Annotated in this window: 14 protein-coding genes and 1 pseudogene; 3 read left to right on the top strand and 12 right to left on the bottom strand. The window is 41.7% G+C overall.

The window, feature by feature from the left end:
* Nucleotide 1: 1 nt before the first annotated feature.
* A complete protein-coding gene (locus L0657_RS27130) occupies nucleotides 2-739 on the bottom strand; it encodes a GAF domain-containing protein (RefSeq protein WP_235154006.1) in 738 nt (245 codons plus the stop codon).
* A 233-nt stretch (nucleotides 740-972) separates the two neighbouring features.
* On the opposite strand from L0657_RS27130, the gene L0657_RS27125 reads away from it, so the two are divergent.
* Nucleotides 973-1,815: a hypothetical protein gene (locus L0657_RS27125; RefSeq protein WP_235154005.1), complete on the top strand. Its 843-nt coding sequence runs from the start codon at nucleotides 973-975 to the stop codon at nucleotides 1,813-1,815.
* Nucleotides 1,816-1,894: 79 nt separating this feature from the next.
* Here L0657_RS27125 and L0657_RS27120 read toward each other — a convergent pair whose 3' ends face one another.
* From L0657_RS27120 to L0657_RS27075, 10 genes are all read right to left on the bottom strand, one after another.
* Complete coding sequence (locus L0657_RS27120) at nucleotides 1,895-2,878, bottom strand: alpha/beta hydrolase (protein WP_235154004.1); 984 nt, start codon at nucleotides 2,876-2,878, stop codon at nucleotides 1,895-1,897.
* Between the two features lie 28 nt (nucleotides 2,879-2,906).
* On the bottom strand, nucleotides 2,907-4,541 hold the full coding sequence (locus L0657_RS27115) for a glycoside hydrolase 43 family protein (protein WP_235154003.1): 1,635 nt from the start codon (nucleotides 4,539-4,541) through the stop codon (nucleotides 2,907-2,909).
* Between the two features lie 38 nt (nucleotides 4,542-4,579).
* Complete coding sequence (locus tag L0657_RS27110; RefSeq protein ID WP_235154002.1) at nucleotides 4,580-6,244, bottom strand: glycoside hydrolase family 28 protein; 1,665 nt, start codon at nucleotides 6,242-6,244, stop codon at nucleotides 4,580-4,582.
* Nucleotides 6,245-6,314: 70 nt separating this feature from the next.
* Nucleotides 6,315-7,976: a RagB/SusD family nutrient uptake outer membrane protein gene (locus tag L0657_RS27105; protein ID WP_235154001.1), complete on the bottom strand. Its 1,662-nt coding sequence runs from the start codon at nucleotides 7,974-7,976 to the stop codon at nucleotides 6,315-6,317.
* A 14-nt stretch (nucleotides 7,977-7,990) separates the two neighbouring features.
* Nucleotides 7,991-11,428 carry a TonB-dependent receptor gene (locus L0657_RS27100; RefSeq protein WP_235154000.1) on the bottom strand — a complete coding sequence of 1,146 codons (3,438 nt, stop codon included), beginning with the start codon at nucleotides 11,426-11,428 and terminating at the stop codon, nucleotides 7,991-7,993.
* 166 nt (nucleotides 11,429-11,594) lie between these two features.
* Complete coding sequence (locus L0657_RS27095) at nucleotides 11,595-12,635, bottom strand: FecR family protein (RefSeq protein WP_235153999.1); 1,041 nt, start codon at nucleotides 12,633-12,635, stop codon at nucleotides 11,595-11,597.
* Between the two features lie 175 nt (nucleotides 12,636-12,810).
* Nucleotides 12,811-13,359 carry a sigma-70 family RNA polymerase sigma factor gene (locus tag L0657_RS27090; RefSeq protein WP_235153998.1) on the bottom strand — a complete coding sequence of 183 codons (549 nt, stop codon included), beginning with the start codon at nucleotides 13,357-13,359 and terminating at the stop codon, nucleotides 12,811-12,813.
* Between the two features lie 636 nt (nucleotides 13,360-13,995).
* Nucleotides 13,996-16,749, bottom strand: a complete 2,754-nt coding sequence (locus L0657_RS27085; protein WP_235153997.1) for a PQQ-dependent sugar dehydrogenase — start codon at nucleotides 16,747-16,749, stop codon at nucleotides 13,996-13,998.
* Nucleotides 16,750-16,912: 163 nt separating this feature from the next.
* Nucleotides 16,913-18,628: an FAD-dependent oxidoreductase gene (locus L0657_RS27080; RefSeq protein ID WP_235153996.1), complete on the bottom strand. Its 1,716-nt coding sequence runs from the start codon at nucleotides 18,626-18,628 to the stop codon at nucleotides 16,913-16,915.
* 80 nt (nucleotides 18,629-18,708) lie between these two features.
* Nucleotides 18,709-19,188 carry a RagB/SusD family nutrient uptake outer membrane protein gene (locus tag L0657_RS27075; protein ID WP_310588308.1) on the bottom strand — a complete coding sequence of 160 codons (480 nt, stop codon included), beginning with the start codon at nucleotides 19,186-19,188 and terminating at the stop codon, nucleotides 18,709-18,711.
* A gap of 171 nt (nucleotides 19,189-19,359) precedes the next feature.
* Here L0657_RS27075 and L0657_RS27070 point away from each other — a divergent pair.
* Nucleotides 19,360-19,874: pseudogene (locus tag L0657_RS27070) on the top strand (IS982 family transposase); the annotation flags it as partial.
* Nucleotides 19,875-19,916: 42 nt separating this feature from the next.
* Here L0657_RS27070 and L0657_RS27065 read toward each other — a convergent pair.
* The gene (locus L0657_RS27065; RefSeq protein ID WP_235153994.1) at nucleotides 19,917-21,554 is read right to left on the bottom strand and encodes an ABC-F family ATP-binding cassette domain-containing protein; all 1,638 of its coding nucleotides are present in this window, start codon (nucleotides 21,552-21,554) and stop codon (nucleotides 19,917-19,919) included.
* Nucleotides 21,555-22,524: 970 nt separating this feature from the next.
* On the opposite strand from L0657_RS27065, the gene L0657_RS27060 reads away from it, so the two are divergent.
* Complete coding sequence (locus tag L0657_RS27060; protein ID WP_235153993.1) at nucleotides 22,525-23,199, top strand: VTT domain-containing protein; 675 nt, start codon at nucleotides 22,525-22,527, stop codon at nucleotides 23,197-23,199.
* Nucleotides 23,200-23,258: the final 59 nt, after the last annotated feature.

The raw sequence follows: 23,258 nt of genomic DNA, 5'->3' as shown, positions 1-23,258 counted from the left end.
GTCAGTTTATAGCTTTGTTCAGGGTATCGCATTTAACCTGAACAGCATCAAGGGTAGAAATAACATTCTCCAGCAAAGTTTCGTCTTTGGTATGCTGAAAATTTGCAATTATGTCCCTTGCACTTTTTAATTGTTGGGTAATTGATACGAGCGACGGATTGATATGACTTTTGATCAACTCCTCAGTCTTAGCAAGCTCATTATTTCGCTGTTCTAAAAGACATTTTATTGTATTCAATGCCTTATTAGACTTTCTCATTTCAAGCAGATTTACCACATGCCGGCCCAACACACGAAGGGATAACAATTGCTGATCGGATAATTCTTTGGCGTCATTATCAATCACGCACAGTGACCCAAGCGGAAACCCATTCTTATCCACAAGAGGCACACCGGCATAAAATATTACGTATGGCTCCCCTGTAACCAGTGGATTTCCGGAAAATCGAGGGTCCTTTCTTGAATCCGGTACAATAAAAATTTCGTTTGGATTTAAAATGGCGTGAGAGCAAAAGGCGTATTCAATCGGTGTTTCCCTAACCTGCAAGCCATGATTCGATTTGAACCATTGTCTGCTATCATCCAGGAGACTGATTAGTGAAATGGGAGTTTGGCAAATTTCAGAAGCAAGTCTGGTAATATCATCGTATTCTTCTTCCGGTAAAGAATCCAGGATATCATAACTTTTCAGTGCGTTTAGTCTTTCCTTCTCCTGATTGTCCGCCACGTCAATTTGCATCGAATTTTTTCTATATATTAAACTACGCAAGTTACGGTTATTTTTAACAAAATTTAATAATTCATTAAGTGCACCTTGTAAGTGTGACGTTTATATCGATCACCAGAAGTCCAAAAATTGCCGGGTTTAATCAGATATGACGATGTAAGTTCCAAATACAATCTTTTTTAGATGTAACCTCATGAAGACCAGAAAAAATAATATATTTACTTATACAAAAAACTACTTCCGCTATGAAAAATGCTTTATTCCTTTTAATCCTGTTTCTGGTCATTTCCTGTAATCAGAACGACAAGTCTGACCCAACTCCGAATCCGGACGTTATATCAAAACAGCAAGCTCCATTTGGTAGTCAAGCCGTTGATGTTAAATTACAAAAAGTATTTTCCGGCGGTAAACTCGTAACCGAATATATATACGAAGGAGATTTTCTTTTTCAGGAAAAAAATTACCTTCTTTTTGACAAGCCTGCTCTTTGGGCGACAAGAACTTTGCTGCAGGAAAATGGTATCGCCAAGTCATTTAATGTGGTCTCTGCACAATTCTCTGGCGAGGGCGGTTGGGTCTCAGATGATTTTAAACCCTTTTACAACATTACCTTCAATGAGATCCTGAACGATTCGGTTAGAAATTTGACAGTTGAAAACCCTTCTTTAAAGAACACTAGTTTAAGCGAATTCAAATTTGACAGAGATGGATTTATCAGCAAACAGACAAATACAACGAAATATCAAAAAGAGGCAGATTACATCTATACTTATTTACGGGATGCCAGCCACAATATCGTCGAAGCGAGGCGGACTTCCCGTGACAAACCGGGTAAAGTGAGCATAGTAAAATACGAGTACGATACGAACCCAAATCCTTTCTTTAAGCTAGGGTTACACTTTGAGCTGGTGTCAATTGACGCTCTCAGCCCGAATAATATTGTTTTAGAGAAAAGGCTGGCAGAAGATGGATCAGAATACATCACCGATTATAAGTACGAGTACAACACAAACGGCTATCCAAGAACATTGATTGTTCAGGCACGACTTCCACTGAGCAAACCGCAAACGCTGGAATTTGAATATTGAGGTGACAATTTTTGAATCTCACCACCGGACTAACTTCCAGTTAAATTAGGCAATAACGGCTCAAATCAGTTTGAATCAGTTATTGCTTAATATCCATAACCCGTTTGAGAAAATGATCAACATGCGTGAGCGTTTTCTCAAACCAAGGTGTGTAAAACATAAAACAGTGAGGCGCTTCCGGAAAGGATTTTACCTCTGAATAGATGTTGAAACTGTTCAATTTTTCAATCATATCGTCCCGACCAGCATGCATCCTGCTAACTAAACTATTAATAAAAAGTATTGGCGGCGTGTTTTTTCCTGCATAATTTAGCGGAGAAGCCTGCTCCCACAGTTCAGGTTTTTCAGTTTTCGAATAACCGAACCAGTACGTTGCAGCGGATATTGATTTTGAGTCATCGCCTTCTCCTGATTCCGGGTGGATAAAAGCCAGGGTCCCGTCGATATCAACTATCGCATGCACTTGGCTGGACATAGCTGGATGTTGATTTTCTTTCTCAAAAAGTATATTTCCATTCGTTGTTCCTACAAGCGCTGCTAACTGCCCTCCTGCCGAAAACCCTAAAACCGCAATTTTGGAAGTGTCTATCCCATATTTTTCGGCATTTGCCCTCATCCACCTGACTGCATTTTTGATATCAAACACTGCTTGCGGATAAAGCGCATGCGTTGATAAACTGTAACTGGCTGTGACTGTGACATAACCTTTTGCCGCAAGCTGCCGGGCCAGAGTATTATTATGAGATCTGTCACCCGAGCGCCACCCTCCGCCATGAATCATCAGTATTGCCGGGACAACTTTTTTAGGCTTACCCGCCGATGTGTAAATATCCAGAGCCAGATTTTGGGCAGCTGTTTTTGTATAAATCAGATTTTTAAAAACCTGTACATTTTCCGGCATTGAAGAATCTGCAAGTGTGAGCTGAGGGAAGTTTTTTCTATCATTTTCATAAGCACTCCTGACCGAAAAGCTGCTATCGGGGGTGCCGGTCGGCCTGATCTGGCAAAGGCCAAATATTTTGCTGGAACAGACCAAAATAAATACCAACACTACATGTTTCATTCCGAAATCATTAAAAAATATCTTCGAATTATTTTGCAGCTTCAACTCTGAACCAATCAAAATCGGCATATCCGGAATCATTGGTCTGGGTATCTCTCGAACAAAAAATTCCTAATTTTGCGCCGATCCACCTTCCCGGTTCTGCTTTAAAAGTATCACCGGCAATTTTGTAATCCTGTCCATCAATACTGTAACTGAACTGACAAATTCCATTTTTGCTAACCTGAACACGAAGAAATACCGGATCGCCGGTTTTCAACTTTGCTATCATTGTTTCTTTTTCAGGTTTGTCCTCTGCCGCTTTTTGACAAACTACCTGCGTAAGTTCAATACCCGTTTTTGTAGTTTTGAGATATAAACCGGCGTAACTAAGTCCCATTACAACCAGGCCCGTCTTTTCATTTTCAAGTTTTGGATTTGGAGTAAAGAGCACTTTGGTTGTTGCTACAAATTGCTCGGATGGAAATTTTTGTAGTAGAATATTAGGTGTACTCCATAAATTTTTGGCCTCCCAAGCTGGCTTGTAGGAATATAATCTTAGAAAACCCTGAGCACTTGTTGTAAACCAGATACCTTTTGGGTTTGCCTGCCATTGCCACTGCTTACCAAGATTTAACGCATTAAATTCGTCAGACTCTTCTGGTGTTTTTATGTCATACTGCTGCCCAAGATCTGGCTTTTTATGAGATAGTACGGGCTGCCCCTTACCATCACCGTCTTTATCCTCGCCGATAACCGGCCAGTCGTTTACCCACTTCATCGGTTGTAAATGTACTACCCTACCGTAAACATCCTTATCCTGAAAATGCAGGAACCAATCCTGAGATTTTCCATTCACCGGTTTCGTATCCACCCATGCTCCCTGGTGCGGGCCGTTGATAGGTGAGGTTCCCTGATCCATGACGACACGACGCTCATAAGGGCCATAAACATTCTTTGATCTCAATACCAACTGCCAGCCTGTGGAAACTCCTCCGGCAGGAGCAAAAATGTAATAAAATCCGTTACGCTTGTAAAACTTTGGTCCTTCAACGGTTGGGTCTGTTTGGTGCCCGTCATAAACGATCACGCCTTCATCCAAAACTTTGTCTCCCGCTGCGTTCAACTTTTTAACAGTCAAAATACTTTTGATTCCGGCGCGGCTTCCTGCCCAGCCATGGACCAGGTATGCCTTGCCATCCGTATCCCAGAGCGGACAGGGATCGATAAGCCCATTCTCGTCTTCTACTAAGACAGGCGCGCTCCACGGACCTGTTGGGCTGCTGGCCTTTGTTAGATAAATCCCAAAATCAGGGTCGGGATAATAGATATAAAATTCATTTTTATGATAACGTATTGCCGGTGCCCAAACGCCGTTTCCATGTTGCGTTTTTTCAAAATGCTCAATCGGAATTTGTCTTTTCAGTGCATGGCCGATCAATTCCCAATTGACCAGATCTTTCGAATGCAGAATTGGAAGACCGGGAACGGCATCGAAACTTGATGCCGTCATGTAAAAATCATCACCGACCCGGCATACATCAGGATCTGAATAATCTGCATGAAGAACCGGATTTTTATATGTCCCATCGCCCTGATCAGCCACCCAAACCTTTGAAATACGCTGCGCCTGAACACTGGCTGACAAACATATAAGAGATACTGCCAGAATAAACTTTCTCATAAAACCTGAAATACTGTCACCGAAGAAATTTAATATTTTCACTTTGAAATAACCAGACTCTTTTCAGCAGCACCCTTGCTGAATTCAGATTTTTTCTTCGCTTTTGAAACATCAGTATGATCCATTCTTATGGAACCCGTTTTATCTCCAGAAACAGATAATAAAAGATCGCTATCCTGATTATATTCTATACCACTGAAAGTCAGGTCGCCGCTGTTGTCTATCAAGATCACTGGATTTGTTTCGTCAGTAATTAGTTTCACATTTTTTATGGAAATATTATCTGCGTCTATCAATTCAACGCCCTTATCCGCCTTCATCACCATATTTTCCATGTGAATATTTTTAACCCGCATTTCGGGAAGTCCCCGCACGAAAATACCTTTTTTGGCACCGTTGCAAACAATGTTTTCAAAACGCATATTTCTAAAAACCGGCGTGCTTTCACTGACCACAGGACTTTGATCGCGTTCGCCGTCCGTGGCGAATTTAACGAAGTAGTATAGATCGAAGAAAATCGCTTCCTGCGCGATGTCTTTCATGAAAATATTTCTGGCAAAAATATTTTCCACCACCCCGCCACGCCCGCGTACCGACTTAAAACGAAGTCCTTTGTCAGTGCCCATAAACGTGCAGTTTTCGACAAAAATATTTCTCGCACCGCCGCTCATTTCACTTCCGACCACGAAACCACCATGTCCATTATAAACAATATTATTTCTAATAACACCATTTTCAGTTGGCATTCCACGTTTTCTGCCTTCTTCATCCTTACCCGACTTTATACAAATGGCATCATCACCCACATCAAGCACGCAGCCTTCGATCAAAAAATTCTTGCAGGATTCGATATCCATCCCATCACCATTATGGGCATACTCAGGATTTTTTACGCGAACATTTCTCATGGTAATATCCTGGCACATCAGCGGATGGAGACACCAGGCAGGGGAATTTTGAAATGTCACACCTTCCAGTAATATCTTTTTACAATTTGTAAAAACCACCAGATTCGGGCGAAGAAAATCTTTCATATCAGCAAAATCCTTCGGCGATTTCCCTGGCGTGATCAGCATACTTTTACCAGTCACGGAAGCATTTTTAAATTGCTCAGAAGGGTACCAGACCTTTCCATCGTCTTTTAAAACGCCTCCGCTTGCAATCTTTTCTTTCCATTGACTTTCCGTCAGCTGCCCTTTGTTAACCGCCCGCCAGACATCGCCGTTTCCATCCAGAACTCCTTTTCCGGTGATAGCGATATTTTCAAGATCTTTCCCGGAAACGGGCGACTGATTCCGCGCAGCTGTTTTCCCTTCGTAAACACCTTCCGTTAATCCATACTGTGATTTGTCAGGTGTAAAAAGCAGTGTCGCAGATTCTTTCAAATGCAGATTCACATTACTTTTCATTTCAATCGGGCCGGTTAACCACAGCCCTGCGGGAATTAAAACTACGCCGCCACCTTTTTTGCTAACGTTGTCAATTGCCTCATTGATGGCTTTTGTATTCAGCGTTACCCCATCCGCTTTCGCACCCAGAGAAATAATATTCGTAGTATCCGTTTTGAAAACCGGCTGTTGTATTGTTGGAAGATTCGTCCAGCTGTATGGCGTATTTCCCTGTGCATAAGCACCCATTGCCGCCAGGCCGAGAAAGCCAGCACATACCAGTTTTTTATTATAATTTGTCTTGAAAAATATCATCGCTTCGAAGTTGATGTTGCTCTAAGAAAATATGCCGGTGGAGTTGCAAAACCACACCGGCATCAAGAAATTAATAACCTGGATTCTGAGCGAACTCTCCTTGATTCAGATCGAGCGCGCGGTTCGGAATTGGTCTCAGAATTTTAAGAGCGCCACCCACGCCGGCAAAAGGATCAATACCGGATGTAAACCATTTCTTAACATCCTTGTTATAAACTTTGCTGCGCTCAACAAGCGTTCCGGTTCTTTTCAAATCAAACCAGCGATGATACTCCCCTACAAGTTCACGGCCTCGTTCATCCAGAATAAAGTTGATATTGACTGCACTTGGCTGAATGCTCAGATCCACGCCTGGTTTGGCAGCACGTTTTCTGACTGTATTAATTCTCTCAGCAGCAAGTGCGTTGTTTCCTGATTTAAAATATGCCTCTGCTGCGATTAGATAGGTTTCTCCCAGTCTCGCCAGGAAGAAATCCCTAGTACTCGTATTTGCACCAAACTGAGAATTTGGGTCATCAAACTTCTTCACCGACGGCGTGTAATTATCCAGAACAACAGTACGGCTCGCTTCCCATTCATTTGAATATGGATAAACAATCGTCTTTTCTCTGCGGGCAGGGTCAGCGGCGCGCCATGCGGCAATATCGGCCGGGCTATTCATCCATTTTGGCGCGTAATAATACTGGACAACCAGCGAATTCCGCTCAGTACTTTTTGTATAATAATCGTAATAACGCGCGTAAAAGTTGATCATGAAAGTTGCATCAAAACGCGCATCCTCCTTTGTGAAAAGATCAAAAGTATACATCGTTGGCGTCAGGGCATAAGTTCGGTAAGGATAACCAAGCACAGCACCCTGACCGCCGAAATAGGGTCCAAAGTATGCTGCCTGGGTGTTTCCGCCGCTTGTTTCAGTTGGTAGAGATCCCGGAGCAAACTGAATTGAAAACAGTACTTCATTATTGATATCCTTTCCAGGATAAAAAAGATCCTCGAAGGAAATGGTTAATCCTTGACCATTGATCGCCGCATCAGCAAGCGTAGCCGCTGTCTTAAAATCGTCTGCTCCTGCGAAAGTTTCATAACCACGCGTCAGGTAAACTTTCGCCAGCATGTGTCGCGCAGCTCTTTTCGTAACCCTACCAAATTCTGCGTTTGAAACGGTCTCAGGAACCAATTCGATAGCTTCGTTTAATTCATTAATAATAAATTCATAAACAGCCGATGCCTCGTCTCTTTTAAACACATCGACTGGCTCCGTGAAGCGATCCGTTACTATCCCTACCCCACCAAAAGTCTGCACGGCAAGGAAGTAATAGTATGCCCGCAAAAATTTCATTTCCCCTTTTCTGGCACCCAACGTCGCCGTTTGAGCCGTTTTGTCATTAAAATAAAGTGCAGTATTGACCATCTGAATACCTTTGTAAAGACTGGTATAAAAAGTCAGGACTTCCGCGTCATCAGCAATCAGGTTACGGTATTCGCTAAGGCCAACGGGTTGCTGCGTACGGCCTTCAACATACATATCAGTACCGGCACAAAATACCCATGGGTCAGCATAAACGGTTCTCAGCGTTGAATACGACGCATTGATCAGTTTCTCATAACCTTCTGCTGTGGCATAGTATTCATCAGAAATAATGTTTGATTTATTTTCTTCTTTTAGATAATCGCTGCAGCCGCTCAGAAAGAACAGCGCAAGGACCAATGCAGTTATATTTGAAATTTTCATTTTCATCTCAACGGTTAAAATTTAAGGTTCAGACCAAACTGGTAAGTAATCGTAGATGGGCCTGTGTTGTTGATATTTCCAGTCGTTGTATTACTTACGTTTGTGCTGCTGGAAGCATCAATCCCACTCGCCGATTCCGGATCAAATCCATCGAATTTTGTCCAGATAAAAGGATTTAGAACATTGACATAAGCTCTCAGATCCTTGATTCCGATTTTCTTGATCAAACCTGAGGGAAGCGTATAACCCAGCGAAATATTCTGAACTTTTACGAAAGAAATATCTCTGTAATAACCGACACCATTCACACCAGCCCAGTATGGTCCGACATTGTTAGGCTGCGGATAAGTGTTTGAGCTTCTTGCCTGTGTCACTTTATTGACCGGCATATAATAATCGTTGTAAATCTTATTGGTACCACGATCACTATAATTTAAGAAATTGCTATGGAAGGCACTGTAAACCTGCATGCCCTGACGAGCAAAAAGCGATGCCGAGAGATCGAAACTTTTGAAGGTCACCTGCGTTGAAAACCCGCCTGTCCATTTCGGATCTTTTTGCCCGATAATCTGACGATCATCTGCGCTGCTGATCTTGCCGTCGTTATTCAAATCTTTTACCTTGGCCTGTCCCGGCAGCTGACCATATGTCACAGCATCCGCACGTTCACTTTCCTGCCAGATTCCGTCAAATACATAAGTATAATTCACATTGATCGGCTGACCAATAAACCACCAGTTCCCAACCAGATCTTCTTTCTTGTCAAGCAAATTCACGATCGAGTTCTGGTTTCTTGAAAAATTCAAGGATGTTGTCCAGGTAAAATCCTTCGCTCTGACATTCAGCGTACGGATAGAAAACTCAATCCCGCGGTTACGAACTGAACCCACGTTATCTTTAATAGACGACCAACCCGTTTCCAAAGGAATATTACGGTTCATCAAAATACCTTTTGAAAGTTTGTTATAAACATCAATGGTACCAGTTATGCGGTTCCGGAAAAACCCGTAGTCAAGTCCAAGGTCAAATTCTGTTGTACGCTCCCAGGTCAGGCCAGGATTCGGAAGCCGGCTTGGTCCATAACCCAAGGCTGTGTTTCCTCCGAAATCATAAAAAGATGGATCAGCCAGCGTCATATTACTTTCGTATGCGCTGATGTTGTTATTGTTACCCGCTACCCCGGCACTCAAACGGAGTTTCAAGTCTGACAACTGATTTACCTCTTTCAAGAAATTTTCTTCGGATAATTGCCATCCAATTGCAGCCGACGGGAATGTTGACCATTTCTGGCCTTCCGCCAATTTTGACGAACCATCCCAACGGGTTGCTACCGTCAGGAAATATTTATTTTTTAGCACATAATTCAGCCTGGCCATATAAGAAAGTATCGAAAACTGGCTGAATGAACTTGTTCCCGACTGGCGATTGGTTGATGAACCCAGGTTATAATATGATGAATTAAATGGCAAATCGTTCACACGAAGTCCGTCGCTTTCGTACCTGTTTTTTTGCATACTATAAAGTCCGGTGAATGTAAAATTATGCTCACCAAAGGTTTTCCGGATTGTCGCGATATTGTCGAAGATATAACTTAACGACTGCTCATTTCCTCTTTCTGCATCAGCCAAAAGTCCTGCGCCGACGCCAGTAAGCGAACCCCAGTAACGTCCGTTACGCTGAAAGTTCAAACTTGGCGAAAATGTAGAACGGATATCAATCCAGCTTACCGGAGAATATTGAAGGAAAATATTTCCAACACCAAAACTGCGGCGGGTATTATTTTCAGAATTCGGAATTTCCAACAGCGGATTTACAGTACTTGTGTAACTTGAAACAACTGTGGAATTTGGAACAGGAATTTGTCCCGGGCGGAACATTAATGTTCCATCGGGATTGTATGGACTGAAAAACGGTGCCATGTTAAAGGCGTTTCTAACTGCATCGTCACTGCCTCTTTCTATTTCAGTTAATGAAAAATTGAAGCTCATACCGGCTGACCAGTTTTTGCTGATTTTGCCATCAACACTCGCTTTGAAGTTGTAACGATCCATCGTCTCGTTCAGCAGGTTTCCATCTTCTCCCTGATAACCGGCCCCGATCAGATATTGGATTGAACCATTATCGCTCATACCAGAAACGGTTAGCCAATGATTGGATTGTTTACCATCTTTCAGAACCAAGCTTGGCCAATCGGTGTAATCATTGTTTGCAATTCTCTCCAATACCACTGGATTTCCCAGCGACCCGATCGTGTTATCATAATTTTCCCGGCCGGCAATAATTTCAGGAGAGATAAATGTGTTCTGGCGATATTCCCAAAACTCGGGCCCGGTCATAAAATTGGGCAAGCGCGCGATTTTCTTCACACCTACATACCCGTCATAAGAAATCGTAGCGCCTCCTCCTTTGATAGATCTTCCGTTTTTTGTTGTAATCAAAATTACCCCGTTCGAACCTCTTGACCCATAAATTGCCGTAGATGCAGCATCTTTAAGCACATCCATTTTTGAAATATCCTGTGGGTTCAAAAAGTTGATATCCGAAACAATGACTCCGTCAACAACGAATAAGGGCTGACCGCCTGCAAGGGAATTCTGACCACGTATCTGCACGGCAAATCCTGAACCCGCACGGCCAGAACCCGCTGAAATATCGACCCCAGCAATTTGTCCCTGCGCCCCTTGCAACGGACTGACAGTTCCTCTTTCTGCAATGGAAGCTCCCTCAATACTTCCTACCGCTGTGGCTACTTCCGTTTTCCGCTGGGTGCCATAACCAACCACAACAACTTCTTCCAGAGATTTATCTTCCGGCTGTAATTTTACAGTAATAACACTTTGGTTTGATGCAATGATTTCCTGCGAAACATACCCTACAAAACTGAAAACCAGCGTCGTCTGCTCGTCAGCGATTTCAATTTCATATTTGCCGTTCACATCTGTGAGCGTTCCTTTTTGCGTACCCTTAATAACTACGCTTACGCCTGGCAAAGTGGCATCTTTTTCATCTGTTACTGTACCTGACACTTTTCTTGCAGCTGGTGCTTTTGGAGCATTTTCGATACTTTGCGGCAAATTCGCATCAAGCACAATCTGCCCTCCAATCAGCTTATAAGAAAGGTTCATTGGAACCAGAAGTTCAGTCAGCACTTGCCCTAATTTTTTACTTGCAACCGAAATCGTAACTGGCTGGTTAACGTTAATTCTTTTGGAACTATAAACAATTCTGGCTCCGGTCTGACTTTCAATACTGTTCAATACGTCCTCAAATCGCTGTTTTTCAGCTTTCACTGTAACTAGTCGGTCAGTAATTTCCTGCCGTGCAAATGCCTGTGCCTGTATCCCAACCAGACACCAGATTAAGATCACCGCACTTAAAAACAACCGGCTAAATTTATTTAGCGTTGTCATTTGTCGGTTAGTTTGAAAAAGTAAAGGTTCTGTTTTTTTCATACCTTTAAAAAGTTTTATTAATTGGTTTTTTGATAAAATGAGCTTGACCCATGTGCTTTGATTCGCTGTCTTACACAGGGCGTTTTTGTAGTATTCGCTGGTTCATGTTCGCTGCATGACCAGCGTTTTTCGATTATGAGCATTTAGCTTTACATATGTTTCCCGGTTAAGTTTTAATGATAATGCGATGATCGTTACAGCCTTTGCCTGCAACAAAAATGGAAGTTCCTTTAATTTTATAGCTGGCGTTAAGCGCGGCGCATATAATATCAAGCTGTGTGTAAAGCGGCTGTCCCGTAAGATTCGCCGTTAATGGACAAGTAGCCATCTGCCTGTTTTCCAGGATGATATCGATCCCATAAGATGTGTGTAAGTTGTCCAGCACCTTGGAGAGTGGTGTGTTATAAAATTTGAAACGGCCGCTGTTAACTGAATCGTCAATGATTTGTGGCTCCGCAACCAGGCTGGTCACAAACTTGTGCTCGCCGGGAAAAAAACTGGTCTTTTGATTTGGTTTTAAGATTACATTATTACCCTGTGCCGTATTCTCTTTTGTATTTTCATACACTGCAACGGCACCGGAGACGACTTCTACCTGAGGCGCTTCGATACCTTTCTGTTCCTCTACATAAAACCGGGTCCCTAAAACCCGGGTCACCATATGATCAGAATAAACAAAAAATGGCTTTTCAGGAATTTTGGTAATATCAAAAAAAGCTTTTCCTAAAAGAAAAACAACTCTTTTCTCTCCACTAAAATGTGTCGGATATCTTACAGAACTACCGGGTGACAAATCAATAATGCTACCGTCTTCGAGTTGGAATCTTTCATTAAAATCCGACGTATTTTTCTTTTCTGACCATGCAGATGAATCAGTATTATTTTTTGAAAATAGGGTCATTGCCTGATGGCGGTACAAAATGACTCCCGAAGCTATGGCGATTATTGAGGCTGCCAGTCCCAACCAGAAAAAGCGCATATTCCCGGAAGACGCAGGGCCGCCTTTCTGCCCTTCCGATTCTTGTATTTTGATATGGAGCTGATCCCACATCTTTTCTTCAAGCACTTGCCAGTCCGGCTCCCGCTCATTTCCCATCGGCTCATCATCAAGCAAACCGAACCAGTTTTCGACAAACTGTTTTTCCTGCGGTGTGCACTCCCCCCTGTGGTACTTTTGAAGCAGGTGTGAAAACTGTTGACGGCTCATTTTTCTGGTTATGGATTACTGGTGCTAACCATACAGTCGAACAATTGAACAACACACCGCAAAAATTTTATAAATTCAATAAATATTCATACAAAAAGATTCGTTGGTATAAAATTATCTTTGATTTATTATATAAAAAGCAAACGATATTTATGACTGATAGTTAAATATGAATTTACAGGTATTCGTCCAGGTAGATCCGCAGGGTCTGGACTACTTTACTTAGACGCAGTTCAACGGTTCTTTGCGGGATGCCAAGTTGCAGGGAGATCTCTTTGGCAGAATGGCATTCGATTCGATGCATACGAAAAATCTGCTGAGAACTTTCAGGAAACGAACGAAGTACTTTTTCCACACAGTCCATTAAATCTGTAAAATCCATCTGTTCCTCGGTGCAGCTAATTTCCTGTGCATGGTAATTATGAACATGCAGCTCGAACTTTTCGTGCATCATAGAAAGTCGCACATGATTAATGCAACCATACCGAACCGCAGTCACCAGATAAGCTTCCAGATTATCGATTTTCAGCAACTCCTTACGTTCCCAAAGTTTTAAAAATATATCCTGCACGATACCTTCAACAACAGCGCTGTCATTGACCTTTTTGAGAGCAATGGAAAAAAGCTTTTTCCAAAATCTGGAATAGATCTCTTTGAAAGCGATCTGATCACCTTCGCGAAGACGCTCGACCAAAACCTCATTAGAAGATAGTAAACTGCTCATTTGCTTTACAGGTGAAATTTAAGGATCCAAAAATCAATTGAACTATTCCGGGAATAGTATTAATTATTAAAATCGCCTTGACTGTAAGTAAAAGAGCTTTTAAAAGATAAGCAAGGTGCATTACAAGTTTTTCTATGCAACCGTTATCGGGAACGTTGTCATTGCCGAAAAATCTAAATTTCAGCGTACTTTTTTCCACTAAATTTACATTTTTAAGGTAAAAATCGGGAAAGTAGTAAATTTTCAAGTTGAATTTTTTGAAGAATATAAATTAATATTCACCTCGGATTTCCTGAAATAAATTCAGAAATGCCACTCTATACAGAAGCAAAAAAAATATTATTTTAATTAGAGGCTCATGCAATTTACTTCTCGGTGACTATCAAGCTTCGACTTTATATTAGAAGATAAGTCGTCAATTTTACACCAATCGTGATTTTAAAAAATTACATCATATGGAAGCTGAATATTAATAATATTGCTCACCACAGTATACCAATGAAAATAGGTCAAACAGAATTTTTGTATAATTCTGTTTGACCTATTACATAACATTAGAAATTTTATCTATTTTTTAGTAACCTACATAGCTAGATCACAAAATCTTGCCATTAAAAGGCATGGTAGAACGCAGAATTAATTTTCGAAATAAATCCAGTCAAGAAAAAACAGGCCGACCTGGCTTTTACCAGGATTTGAAAAAGTAAAGTACAGGTCATGAATACCAGTTGTGGGTTTCAGGCTGATCTCGAATTCCTTCCAGTCTGTTTTCACATCTTTGGGCTGACCGGCAGATACCGGTAAACTTCCGATCAGGGTACCTTTTTCAGTATCTTGCCTGACTTCTATCAAACCGCCAGCACCCTGCTCCTGTAACCGGATCTTTATTTTTTTGATATGAGTAAAATCGATTTGTTTGAAGCTGACATACTTGCCGTTCTTACCCCAGATCGATGAAACATAACCGGTATTCAAGGTCGCAATCACAACATTCGCACTACCCTCTTCATAATCTTCCATCTGAATAAGTGGATTTCGAAGCACAATATGGCTGCTGTTACTAAGTGCCTCAATACCATTAGCACCTTTATCAGTATATCCTGCTAAAAGCACATAAGCTCCTTCCTTACCCTGACCAACATGTTCAGTAAGTTTTAAACTGCCGTCAAGCGGAAGCTGTTTTTTTTCTTCTCCAAGCGAAAGAATATATCTGGAAATTTCAAGTGCGTCTTTTTCAGGTAAATCCATATGCGGCGGCATCGGATAGGTTCCCCAGCTGCCACTTCCGCCTTTAATAATTTTGTCGGCAAGTTTCTTGTCAGAGCCCTCTTTTCCAGCATAACGTTTCGCAATTTCATTTAAAGCCGGCCCAATCGATTTGGTATCCATAGTATGGCAGGCCTTGCAGTCAAGAGAGGCGTACAGTTTTTCTGTTGCCGCATATTTAACATTTCCATGACTAGCTCCCGATAATGCCGACGCCAGATCCTTACCAAAAGGCAGATAATTAAAAGAAGCTGTTATGGCTGATTTTTCAATTGCTTTATCCTCCGCATCTTTTACATTTATTTTATAATCAAAAATTGTATTGTCCCAGTAAAAACTCTTATTAGCGGTGCTGGTTATAGAAACTGCGGGCGGTGTATTTCCTACTTTAACCTGCACGGTCGCGATACCCTTTCCACCTTGCGGATCAGAAACGGTTAGTGCTACATCATAAATTCCTGGTTTGGTAAAAACATGTTTCACTTTCGATCCGGAAACTTTCTTTGCTCCTATTTTCCATTCAAAGCTCAATTTATCGCCCGGATCATAATCCCGGGACTTTTCTGCGGAAAAAGAAACCGTCATCGGGGCGGCACCATACTGTTTATCAATCTGAATATCTGCCATCGGATTACGATTTCCTTCCGAATACTCAACACGTATCAGACCTGCATCCGTATTTTTTGCAAACCAGTTGGTTCCATACGCTAACATATAGATTGCCCCGTCCGGTGCTATTTTCATATCCATCGGCGCGATCACTTTCAAATCTGGCAAAAACGGCTCCATGCTTTCGTAATTTCCATTTTTATCCAGCGTCACGGCCATAATCCATTTTCGGATCCATTCGTAGATAAATAGTTTGCCGTCATAATATGCCGGCAATTTATATTTTGCATTGGGATACAAATCGCTGTAATAAACTGGTCCTGCCATAGCACTCGCGCCACCTTTTCCCACCATCGGCCAACGTTTAGACTCACCTTTGCCATACCATATCATCGCAGGCTGTGCAGCTGGCAAATTTTTAACTCCGGTATTGTTGGGTGAATTGTTTACAGGATGCGATGGATCCTGTTTTGGTCCTTCTTTTTTTGTTTCAAAATCATATTTTGGAAATCCCTCATTGTTTCCTAAAAAATAAGGATAACCAAAAAAGCCCGGCTTTCGCGCCTGATTGATTTCATCATAACTTAAAAAATTCTCTTCTGCCGGAACATTGGTATCCGGCCCGACATCCCCCCAGTACACAAAGTTATTTTTTGGATCCACCGACAACCGGAACGGATTTCGGCAGCCCATCACGTAAATTTCCGGGTAACCCGTCGAGCCATCTTTTGGAAAAAGATTTCCATCCGGAATGGAATAGGTACCATCTGCCTCAGGTTTGATTCTCAATATTTTTCCGCGGTAATCCTTGCTGTTTGCTGTCGTACCCTGACCATCCGACAACCGTCTGCCCGGGCGCTCATCGGTCGGGTTATGTCCTTCTATTTCTTCTGCGTTTGTATTATCGCCAGTTGAAAGGTAAAGCAATCCATCAGCACCAAAGGTCAGATAACCTGCTGAATGGCAGCAATATGTCCGCTGCGTAGGAATTTCAAGTAATACTTTTTTAGAGGCCATATCAATCTGACCATCCGTCATTTCGTATCGTTCAAGGTTGCTTACATTTTTATTTCCACCGACACCGTAGTAAAAATAAAGCCAGTGATTTTTATCGAATTCAGGATCTACGGCAACACCTAGCAAACCATCTTCAATACCACTGAAAACATTAAAATGTGTTATCGTTTTAATCTGTTTTTCTTCCGCATCATAAAGTTTCACCGCCCCCTTACGTTCAACGATCACAACATCCAGATTAGGCAAAATAGCCATTTCCATAGGCTCGTCCAGCCCCTGCGCAAGCATCATGTGCGTAAAACGGCTGCTGTCCGGTGCTGATGTGTCGGCAAACGCCTTTCCTATGAATTGTGATTTATCCGGGCTTTCGGATTTAGCGTATGTTTTGTTTTCCGGATAAAATTTACCTGGATTTTTATCTGTAAAAAGATTGAATACCGTTACGGATGCCAGCGCACCTGTAAGAAACAATCCGCTGAATAATTTTACTGTGCTCAAAAGTTAAAGCGGTTAAGTTTTTAGGAATAGCTATTTCAAAAATAACAAAACTTGATATTTTACTCTATTCTCATAAAGTAAATGCTAAAGCTAGCAACAAGATAAGCCGAATTGGATTCATTGCTTGATACGCAAAAGGAAATTAGCATGCTGGTATCTTCTTCTATTCAGGCCATTTTGTTTCAATTCCCTGTTTACGTATAAAAATCTGAAAATCAGTCAGTAAGTCGCGCTTTTCCCGCACCACCCTTGGGATGACATTTTTGTCCAGAGCATATTTGATGAGCAAACCTACCGACTCGCCGATACTCCATTCGACCGGATGCAGGCGGTAACAGCCATTGGTAATATGTGTGGTACCGATGTTTTTGTTTGCAGGAAGGAGATTTTCCATACTTTTCGGAAGAAGTGCCCCCAACGGAATCTGGAATGGAAGCGAGCCGAAATCGATATAATTGTCTCCGGCCGTACTCGGGTGCAGATCTATGTGGTAGTAACCAACGCCAACACTGTCGTAAAATTCCGCAGCTTTGTTCTCTGCTTTTTTTCCAGTGACCAAAGAACGGTTATCAGCCCCAACGTGCTCTTCTTTAACAGTAAAGACAGCCTTGATTCTCCGGGATTCGCGGACGTAGGGATATTTCGCCAACCCATCCTCTGTTCCCATAATGTCCTTTCTTAACCTGACTCCAGGCCAACCTTTTCCTCCGTCAGGACGAGGCGCTTCGGTTTGCAGCCAGTAGAGAAGTGACAGGCTCAACTGTTTGCCACGTTCAAAATGTTTGTTAAAATCCTTTTCACTTGCTCCTACCAGATTTCCCAGAAAATAATCATTCTGCGGCCAGTTCACAATCGTGATATCTCCCGTGTAAGATCCTTTTTTAAAATTCTCCTTATTGATAATTCTTCTGTAACTCCATAGATTTAGTTTTTCACCCATACTAATCCCTTCCGGATGAAAACCCAGCAATTTTGGTTCAAGCGTTTTAGGGTTTGAATATGCAAGATCCAGTAATTTCCCTGACCAGGGTTTTGACATTTTCGGGACAAAATTTTTCCAGAAATCATATTCCTTGGGTTTCTCAATCACATGATTTTCACCCGGGACAAAATCAATCGCGAAACAAACCGTGAAAGCCTGATTATTTTCTGGATCCGCTTTTTCCGGCGCATGCAACTCGCCCGTTTCACTTTTTGATTCAGCGCCTGTCACAAATTCAGTACCAGTCAGCGGAAGCAGATCGCCCAATTCCGTGGCATCCACAAAGTATGGCGCCGACAATATCAACTTTTGCTTGCTGATCAAACTAATCGCTTCCAGCGTTTTAACCTGGTTTCCGCTGGCGTCTGCTCCAACAATCTTATGTTCAAGTAGTAGTTTAAGTTTCCCGTTGCTGAGGTAAGGCGCAAACATATCGTTTAGCACTGCGACGGCAACCCTGGGCTCGTAGCAAAGTTTTGAGACCGAGCCGTCTCCCGGATTCAGATTTTTCCGAGCCTTTGCCTCATCCGTAAGCGGATAATTACGTTTGTAATAATCTCTGACATTGTTCCTGAAATCCCGGTAAAGCTGAGTAGCCCCATGCGTTTCAATCCAGATATGCTCATCCGGCGGAACTCCCTGCTGACTTAGCTGTCCACCAATCCAGTCCGTTTCTTCCGTCAAAATAACGGAAAGTCCATTTCTCAGCGCAGCCATAGCTGATGCACAGCCACCAAGACCACCTCCTGCAATGACCAAGTCTGAGGTTAATATTACTTTTCCGTTTACAACTTCCTTTTGTACCGGTTGCCCTGTCGCAGGCGATGTTATTAAAGACGCTGTGGCCATAACACCGCTTCCCAACGTCAGATTTTCAATGAAATTTCTACGATTCATAATTCAAATTTACTGTATAATATTTCAGATCTGCCAGTGTTTTAATATCTGGCAGATCTAAGCAAATAGATCTCGGATTTTTACCACTCCGGATTTTGTGTAAGTGCGGGATTAATGTCACGCTCGGACTGAGGAACAGGCAACAGGTTCAATTTGGGATACCAATAACGAATTTCCCTTACCATCCGGACACTTTCACTTTCGGCATAAGTCCTAATATTATTTAGATGTACTGTGTTTAATTTGAAATTTGGTTTCGCTGCCACAACCGCCGGATCTTTCGCAATACCCATTACTTTCTGTGGCATCACAATGGAAGAAATGTCCCAGCGATCGATATCAAACCAGCGAAAACCTTCCTTAGCAAGCTCAACCGTGCGTTCCCTGCGAATCAGCGGACGCATTTGTGCCTGAGTTCCTGTAACAGCATCAGGCTGTCCGGCTCTTCTTCTTACCAGATTAATCGCGTTTAAAACCGATGCATCGATTTCATTGAGCTCAATTTTTGATTCTGCATATGTAAGTAAAATTTCTGCGTAACGCATCAGAATAAAATTCACACGCGCTGAAAAGGCGTTTTAAGCCGTCATCGTATATTTTGCATGTAGCAAACCTACCCGCTTTTTGAAGGGCCGCATCAGCCGCAACTTTGTATTCTTTAACCCATTGGGTGAAATGAATTAGCGAAAATCGAAGGATGCATATTGGGTTAATATACTGAATTTGAGTATAAAATGGCTGGACATAAAAGAGCTAAAATATGTAAAGAGACTTTTGAAACAGCGCTGTAGAAAGGTTACTGCGCGTCTCAAAATACCAGGTTCTATGGATATAAATTGCACGGGATATGCTCAATGACTGGTGTTTTTGGCCTTATCGAAATTACTAAGGCCAATGTTCATGATATCGCGTATTTAAAGGAAGTAAAATCTCAACCAACTGATATTGTTTTACTTGGAGATCTTGGATATATATCAAATCAACAACAACTGGACCTTTTTTGAATCCGTAAATATTCGATTGGAGACGCCAATGAGGGACAATAAAAAAACTACAAAAAGCAAGCTTTTGTTTTTAGAAAACCAGAAAACGGATAGAAACACTTTTTTCACAACTTTGCGACCAGTTTATGATTAGACGAAACTACGCAAAAAGCTTTGATGGTTTTAAAACGAGAATTTTGGCTAAAATAACAGCTCTAACCTCGATTCAATATATCAACAATATTAAAATTCAGATTACATAATTCCACCCAACGAGTTTTAAATTAATAAACTATAACCAACCTCTACTTGGCAAGTTGCAGATCGGCTATACTTTTAATCCGATTGCGTTCCAGGAAAGCATCAATCGTTTCGAAATGCTCGATGACACGTTTGTCTTTGAACTCAAAAACTTTTTGGGAAAGGCCCTGCAAGAAGTCACGATCATGAGAAACCAGCACGAGCGTACCATCAAAATTTCTTAGCGCTTCTTTCAAAACATCCTTTGACTTTAAATCCAGGTGGTTCGTTGGTTCATCAAGAATTAGTAAGTTTACAGGTTCCAGGAGTAACTTCACCATGGCAAGCCGCGTTTTTTCGCCACCCGACAAAACACTCACTTTTTTGTCAATGTCTTCACCCTGAAACATAAAGGCCCCCAGAATATTTTTAATCTGAGTTCTCACATCTCCCTCTGCGACCTCATCTACCGTCTGAAAAATTGTCAGATTTGGGTCTAACAAGGATGCCTGGTTTTGTGCAAAATAGCCGACCTTCGTATTATGGCCAAGCTGGCAGGTCCCTTCAACATCGATCTGGCCCATAATCGCCTTGATCATTGTAGACTTACCTTCACCATTCCTCCCCACAAACGATACCTTTTCCCCTCTCGAAATAGTCATGCTTGCATTTTTAAACACAACCTGATCTCCGTAGGATTTTGAAACATCTTTTACGGTAACCGGATAGTCCCCAGACCGTGGCGAAGGGGGAAAACGAAGTTTCAAAGAAGAATTATCAATTTCATCAATTTCAATAATTTCCAGTTTCTCTAACATGCGCTCACGGGAAGAAACCTGGTTCGTCTTGGAGTAAGTCCCGCGAAAGCGTTCAATAAATTGCATATTATCAGCAATCATTTTCTGCTGTTCCTGATACGCCTTCACCTGATGTGACCTGCGCTCCTCACGCAAGACCAAATAATGTGAATAATTCGCTTTGTAGTCAAAAATCCGGCCCATGGTTACTTCAACCGTGCGGTTGGTAATATTGTCGATGAAAGCACGATCGTGAGAAATAACCATTACTGCATTCGCCTTATTGACTAAAAAGTCTTCCAGCCACATCACTGATTCAATGTCTATATGGTTTGTAGGCTCATCCAGCAAAATCAGGTCCGGCTTTTGTAATAATATTTTGGCAAGCTCAATACGCATACGCCAGCCTCCACTGAATTCCTTGGTTTGTCTCTGAAAATCTTCCGTCCTAAATCCTAATCCTTTCAAGGCTTTCTCAACCTCTGCGTCATAATTTACTTCTTCCAGCTGGTAATATTTCTCACCTATTTCGGTAACCTGCTCAATGATAGCCATGTATTCATCACTGTCATAATCTGTGCGGGTTTCGAGCTCCAGATTCAGCTTTTCCATCGCAGCACGCATTTCAAAAACCTGCTTGAACGCTTTGGCCGCTTCTTCAAAAACGGTACAGTTATCCTCCGTAAGCAAATGTTGCGGCAAATAAGCGATAACGGCATCCTTTGGTGCACGCACATGGCCACGATTGGCTTTTTGCTCACCAGCAATGATCTTCATCATTGTTGACTTCCCCGCTCCATTTTTACCCATAAGGGCAATTTTATCAGTAGGATTAATAACGAAGGAAACTTCGCTAAAAAGGACAGAACCGCTAAATTCAACGGCCAAATTTTCAATTGTAATCATCTTCTAATTTTTTCAAGTCGCAAATCTACGATTATACGGTTGAAAGAAGCGAAAAAAGTTGACTTTTGACCCTTCCTTCTATTAAAGTGTAATAGAAGGCTTTTTTGGACAAAAAATGCCGCAAAAATTTCAGGCCCTAGGTAAAATATGGATCTTTTATTATTTGGCACTTCCTGATCATCCATTCGTAGCTTCCACACGGTTTCTCAATAGTACATTTTTGCGATTCTGAAAAACGCCTTCCAGTCGAACTTTTCAACAAACGGATCAAAGACTTTTTGCGGATCAAATAAACGCGGATCGATTGGACAGCATGTAAGTAGCAAAATCGGCTAATTATACAAAAGCACCACGACGCGGAGCAGGTGTACTACTTTTTTCTTCCAGCAGCGTTTACCACACAATTTCCCTATAATTCAGGTTATCAATATCGTCAGGCACCGTGGACTGGCGGTCGCATAATATTGATTCATTAGCCTTTATGCCCAGAATCACGGGTACTCCCAGCGAAATTGGAATGGAGATGGCAACGCCAAAAACCGTTTCCAGAGCGACCAGCTACAACAGTGAAATGAAGACTTGAAATTCCATAAATATAGTTTTGTCAGGGTCCTATGAAAAGGATAAGTGCAGTCTTAACTCGCTTTTTCAAACAGAATAAATTGTGACTAATATTAAAATTTGAATAAGATATTTCTTTTTGTAAATTTATAACTGTAAATTTACAACTGTAAAAATAAAATGTCTGATAGTAAGTTAATGACGTGTTCAACCGCAATTCAAAACTTCATAAGACGACATATGTAGCGGCTATGCTATTATTCTCACATGTTAATTACAGATTATGAAAAACGAAAAAAGTAAATCGAAAAACGAAATGTTTCCTGGAATGCTTTACGCATTTACGATCATGCTTGTATATATTATCGTTTGCCTATTAATGGTGAACATCAAATAAAATTTGGTAATTATGGAATTTTTTAACGGAATCCTGGATATATTTTTCCATTTGGATAAACATCTGGGACATATCATTGAGCAGTATGGAGCATGGACTTATTTCATCCTTTTTCTAATTATTTTTATTGAAACCGGAGTTGTTTTTATGCCATTTCTTCCTGGCGATTCGTTACTATTTGCAGCAGGAATAATGGCTGCCAAATATTCCGATTCCCTTAACATCTGGCTCATTGTTGGATTGCTCATACTAGCGGCCATACTTGGCGATAGCTGCAATTACCTGATCGGACGCCGTTTTGGAGGTAAAATTCAGCAAATCCGTCTCTTCGGAAAAAGTATGATCAAACCAGAACATCTTGCCCATACCCAAGGGTTCTACGATAAATATGGCGCGTCTACAATTGTAATAGCCAGGTTTGTTCCTATTGTCAGGACGTTGGCACCCTTCGTCGGCGGCATTGCGGCAATGAATTACAGCGTCTTTTTTAAGTTTAATATCATCGGGGCAATTCTTTGGGTTGTGAGTTTGACTTTTGCGGGTTACTTTTTGGGTAACATTCCACTAGTCAGGGATAATTTCGAAAAAGTAGTATTAGGTATCGTTGCATTATCAGTATTGCCTATAATATGGCAGTTGCTAAAAGGAAAGTTAAGATCTTTCAGCCGGCCAAAGGCCATCGTGTAACGGTGCCAGAAAAAGAGGTAATAAAAGCGTAACCACTTCGTCTCGGCGGAACTCTTGTG

Origin of the sequence: Dyadobacter sp. CY345, from assembly GCF_021502725.1 — a bacterium.
In the GTDB taxonomy this organism is placed as follows: domain Bacteria; phylum Bacteroidota; class Bacteroidia; order Cytophagales; family Spirosomataceae; genus Dyadobacter.
The sequence above is the reverse complement of the archived record's forward strand: the minus strand, read 5'-3'. Positions and strand labels throughout refer to the sequence as shown.

Bases quoted from the DNA above. Each gene is read 5' to 3' on its own strand.
- L0657_RS27130 (WP_235154006.1), bottom strand. From the start codon at position 739: ATGCAAATTGACGTGGCGGACAATCAGGAGAAGGAAAGACTAAACGCA.
- L0657_RS27125 (WP_235154005.1), top strand. From the start codon at position 973: ATGAAAAATGCTTTATTCCTTTTAATCCTGTTTCTGGTCATTTCCTGT.
- L0657_RS27120 (WP_235154004.1), bottom strand. From the start codon at position 2,878: ATGAAACATGTAGTGTTGGTATTTATTTTGGTCTGTTCCAGCAAAATA.
- L0657_RS27115 (WP_235154003.1), bottom strand. From the start codon at position 4,541: ATGAGAAAGTTTATTCTGGCAGTATCTCTTATATGTTTGTCAGCCAGT.
- L0657_RS27110 (WP_235154002.1), bottom strand. From the start codon at position 6,244: ATGATATTTTTCAAGACAAATTATAATAAAAAACTGGTATGTGCTGGC.
- L0657_RS27105 (WP_235154001.1), bottom strand. From the start codon at position 7,976: ATGAAAATTTCAAATATAACTGCATTGGTCCTTGCGCTGTTCTTTCTG.
- L0657_RS27100 (WP_235154000.1), bottom strand. From the start codon at position 11,428: ATGAAAAAAACAGAACCTTTACTTTTTCAAACTAACCGACAAATGACA.
- L0657_RS27095 (WP_235153999.1), bottom strand. From the start codon at position 12,635: ATGAGCCGTCAACAGTTTTCACACCTGCTTCAAAAGTACCACAGGGGG.
- L0657_RS27090 (WP_235153998.1), bottom strand. From the start codon at position 13,359: ATGAGCAGTTTACTATCTTCTAATGAGGTTTTGGTCGAGCGTCTTCGC.
- L0657_RS27080 (WP_235153996.1), bottom strand. From the start codon at position 18,628: ATGAATCGTAGAAATTTCATTGAAAATCTGACGTTGGGAAGCGGTGTT.
- L0657_RS27065 (WP_235153994.1), bottom strand. From the start codon at position 21,554: ATGATTACAATTGAAAATTTGGCCGTTGAATTTAGCGGTTCTGTCCTT.
- L0657_RS27060 (WP_235153993.1), top strand. From the start codon at position 22,525: ATGGAATTTTTTAACGGAATCCTGGATATATTTTTCCATTTGGATAAA.